The following is a 3,999-nucleotide window of genomic DNA, read 5'->3' as shown; positions in this document are numbered from 1 at the left end:
GGGCGAGGCCGCAACCGGCGAACAAGGCGAGGGCGCCAAACGCGAACGGCACCGGCATGGCCGGCGCGACCGTCACCGCGATTTTCGAAAGCCCCGCCCGGATCAGCCAGCGGATGGCGCCGTTGCGGCTCCAGCCGATGGCGCGCCCGCAGGCGAACCGCGCCAGGACCGGAAAGATCGGCCGCGCGAACGCTTCGAAGGCAAGGGACGCAGTGGAGACCAGAACAAGGGCAAGTTCCGCGACCGCGACGATGCTCGTAAGGGCGGCGGACGCGACAAGGGGCGTGACAGAGGCGACCGCAGTGGTCGCGAGAGCGGCCCGTCGCATCGGCAATATGCCTCGAGCGCCAATCCGCGCGAGCGCGATCGTCCGATTGATCCCAATTCGCCGTTCGCCAAGTTGGCCGCGCTCAAGGAGCAGATGACCGCCAACCGCAAGGACTAGCCTTTCTCGCCCGGGTGTTGCTTGGAGCGCCAGCGTCTCGACAAATGGCTATGGCATGCTCGCCTGGTCAAAGCCCGCACCAGCGCCGCCGCGCTCGTGGAAGCCGGCCATGTGCGCGTCAACGGGGTGCGCGAGAGGTCTCCCGGTCATGCGGTGAAAGCCGGCGACGTCGTCACGGTCGGGCTCGACCGGACCGTGCGCGTGCTCAAGATCATCGGATTTGCCGAGCGGCGCGGCGATGCGGCGTCCGCCCGCGTGCTTTACGTCGATTTGCAGTGCCGCGCCGAGTGACTATCTGCCTTCATGCAGGGCGGCCTTCCGAGCCATAGCTTCCCTTGCAGCGCGAGGTTTCCTGGGCTAGGCAACCCGCTTAAACCACTCAAAATCGACCCGTTCCGGAGACCTGGATGACTTACGTCGTCACCGAAGCCTGCATCAAATGCAAATATACCGACTGCGTTGAGGTCTGCCCCGTAGACTGCTTTTACGAGGGCGAGAACATGCTGGTGATCCATCCGGACGAATGCATCGATTGCGGCGTGTGCGAGCCTGAATGCCCCGCCGACGCTATCAAGCCGGATACCGAGCCGGGGCTGGAAAAGTGGCTCGAAGTGAACACCGAGTATGCCAAAACTTGGCCGAATATTACCCAAAAGAAGGATTCCCCACCCGACGCCAAGGAATTCGAGGGGAAAGAAGGCAAGTTCGAGAAATATTTTTCCCCCAGCGCCGGTTCTGGCGACTGACCGGCCAAACCGGGTTTGGAGCTTCGTCCGCCCGCGCATCGGCGGCTGTGGATGGTCGATCCGCTTAACCCTACTTGCGATTCGAATGTCAAAAACGGCGTGTCGGAGGCGCTGGGAGGGCATAAATCATTGATTTTTGCGGGAAATGTGCTATATTGACGCATTAATTAGCCGAACCCGTCAGCCCGCTTATCGGCCCCCATGGGTTCCCGTGAAAACATCGAACAGGGGCGTGGCAGTTCCGCGCGCAGGCTGTGTCACAAAAAACGCGTACAAAGAGTAGTTCTAAGGCTTCAAAAAAAGCCGCCGCGGCCATTAGTCGGGGCGCAACCAAGGGCCGTGCCCAGGCTTCTTCCAAGAAGACCGCGAAGGCATCGGCTGCCAAGCCCTCAAAAAACAAAAGAAGCTCAATGCCACACAAGACTGCGAAAACTGCCGCGAAAGCGACCGGTTCGAAGACGACTGCTTCGAAGGTTGCCTCGTCGAAGACTGCTGCCCACAAGACTGCTCCGAAGGCCGCCGCCCCCAAAGCTCCTGTCAAGGCTCCCGCGAAGGCGCAGGCCGTCGCAAAGCCTGTTGTTGCCGCAAAGCCCGTGGCGGCTGCGCCGCGCGTCGAAGACAAAAAGCCCCTGACCCAGCGTCAAGGCTTCAAGACCAACGAGTTCGTGGTCTATCCGGCCCATGGCGTGGGCCAGATTCTGGCCATCGAAGAGCAGGAGATCGCCGGCGCGAGGCTTGAGCTTTTCGTGATCAATTTCATGAAGGACAAGATGACGCTGCGGGTGCCGACGGCGAAGGTCGCCAATGTCGGCATGCGCAAGCTGTCGGAGCCGGTGCTGGTGAAGAAGGCGCTGGAGACGTTGAAAGGCCGAGCCCGCGTCAAGCGTACGATGTGGTCACGCCGCGCCCAGGAATACGAAGCCAAGATCAATTCGGGCGACATCGTCGCGATCGCCGAGGTCGTGCGCGATCTCTATCGCTCCGAATCGCAGCCCGAGCAGTCCTACAGCGAACGTCAGCTTTACGAAGCGGCGCTGGATCGCCTGTCGCGCGAGATCGCCGTCGTCCAGCACGTGACGGAAACCGAGGCCGTGAAGGAAATCGAAAGCCAGCTGGCCAAGAGCCCGCGCCGCGGCGCCAAGGCCGAGACGGACGCCGAAGCAGACGGCGAGGCAGATGCCGACGCCGATGGCGACGATACCGCTGTCGCGGACGAAGCCGCGTAAGCTGATCCATCAAGCGAATTGAAAAGCCCGGTCGATGAGACCGGGCTTTTTGTTTTGGGGCTTGATTTAGCAAATCCTATCCGTACGTCGTCCCCGCGGAGGCGGGGACCCATAACCACCAACGTTCAAGGGGAAGCAAGCTAGCGGCCCCGGCAAAGAGGCGTCCAAACACCTTTGGTTATGGTTATGGGTGCCCGCGCGCGCTCCGCCTGGCCGGGACGACAAATTGGGAATGGAGCGATATCTCCGGTTCGCTGCTTTCGCGCGACCGGGGACGACGCGCTTTCGCGCGTCAATCCACCACGATCTTGACGCGGTCGCGCGCCTTGACTTGAGCATGGGCCTCAAGCCCGTTGATGATGCGGAAGCGCTCCGCCGGCCGGTCGACGGCCGCCATGCGGTGCGACAGCGATTCCACGGTGTCGCCGGGCTGCACGTTGATCACCTTGATGCGCAACGGCCGCGCCGACTGGATTTCATCCAGCGTCAGCCGGCGGAAGGAGTTGACGGTTTCGCGCGCGTTGCGCTCGCTCTCCGTCGTCTTCTGCTTGGTGGCGAAGATGAAACGGTAGACGTCGCTGCCGAAGCGAAGCGCATAGACCTTGAACTGCCACTGATCGCCGGTGGCAACCACGGAAGCCGCCGGAAAACCATTGATGGTGAGGTCTTCGGTCGAAGCCTTGTCGACGTTCTCCATCCAGCCTGAATTGAGATAGTCGCCGAGCGATTGCTCGGCCGGCACCCGCACGACGTCGAAGCGCATCGCCTGCGAGCCGCCCTCGCGTACGCCGATCACGGCCTGCGCGGTATTGTCCAGCGTGAAGTTATCCGGCGCCGTAAAGGTGAAGCCGAGCTTGGGATGCAGGAATCTCCGTCCGCGGACAAATCCTTCACTCGGGTCCTCGCCGTAAACGATATTGTCGATCGCGGCGAGATAGCTGTCGCGGTCGCGGTCACTCGCCTCAGACGAGGTGTATTGCCGCGCGGCGTTCTGCGCGTTGGCGACGCGCTCCGGCGTTGCCGGGTGCGAGGACAGGAAGTCCTGCACGCGCGGATCGGCCGAAGTCTTGCCCGCCTTCAGTTCGGCGTTGCGTTCCATCGCCGTCAAAAAACGCGCCGCGCCGTAGGGATCGAAATGCGCGTTGGCCGCGATGCCGACCCCGATCTTGTCTGCCTCGACCTCCTGCTGGCGGGAGAAGGTTGCCATCGTCAGCTTGGTTTTCGCCAGCGCCAGCGCCGTAAAATCCGGATCGTTGGCCACCTCGGCGACGGCGCGGGTCGCATTCGCCGCCACCTGCCGCGCCTGGTCCTCGCGAATGGCGGCGTGCTTGGCCAGCACATGCGCCATCTCGTGGCTCAGCACCGAGGACAGTTCGGAGGTGTCGCAGGCGAGCGCGATCAGGCCGCGCGTCACATAAAGCTGACCGTTGGGGAGTGCGAAGGCGTTCACGGCGCCGGAATTGAGGATGGTGACCTTGTAGGCCTGGTCGGGCCGGTCGGACGCCGCCACCAGCCGATCGACGGTCTTGGTGATCAGCGCCTCGAGTTTCGGATCGTCATAGGCGCCGCCGTAGGACGACAG

At 62.8% G+C, this 3,999-nt stretch carries 4 protein-coding genes and 1 pseudogene; 4 read left to right on the top strand and 1 reads right to left on the bottom strand.

Annotated features, from left to right (window positions below):
• From WB528_RS09835 to WB528_RS09820, 4 genes and pseudogenes are all read left to right on the top strand, one after another.
• Nucleotides 1–445, top strand: a pseudogene (locus WB528_RS09835) (helicase-related protein); the annotation flags it as partial.
• A 21-nt stretch (nucleotides 446–466) separates the two neighbouring features.
• The gene (locus tag WB528_RS09830) at nucleotides 467–736 is read left to right on the top strand and encodes an RNA-binding S4 domain-containing protein (protein WP_423888228.1); all 270 of its coding nucleotides are present in this window, start codon (nucleotides 467–469) and stop codon (nucleotides 734–736) included.
• Nucleotides 737–852: 116 nt separating this feature from the next.
• Nucleotides 853–1,191, top strand: coding sequence for a ferredoxin FdxA (gene fdxA, locus WB528_RS09825; protein ID WP_423888227.1), 339 nt, complete (start codon nucleotides 853–855; stop codon nucleotides 1,189–1,191).
• A 410-nt stretch (nucleotides 1,192–1,601) separates the two neighbouring features.
• Nucleotides 1,602–2,417, top strand: a complete 816-nt coding sequence (locus WB528_RS09820) for a CarD family transcriptional regulator (protein ID WP_423888226.1) — start codon at nucleotides 1,602–1,604, stop codon at nucleotides 2,415–2,417.
• A 292-nt stretch (nucleotides 2,418–2,709) separates the two neighbouring features.
• On the opposite strand, the gene WB528_RS09815 is transcribed toward WB528_RS09820, so the two are convergent.
• On the bottom strand, nucleotides 2,710–3,999 hold a 1,290-nt coding region (locus WB528_RS09815), incomplete at its 5' end, for a M48 family metalloprotease (protein WP_423888225.1).

It is taken from the genome of Bradyrhizobium sp. (assembly GCF_049586575.1).
Taxonomy (GTDB): Bacteria; Pseudomonadota; Alphaproteobacteria; order Rhizobiales; family Xanthobacteraceae; genus Bradyrhizobium.
This window is presented reverse-complemented; position numbering and strand designations above follow the sequence as displayed.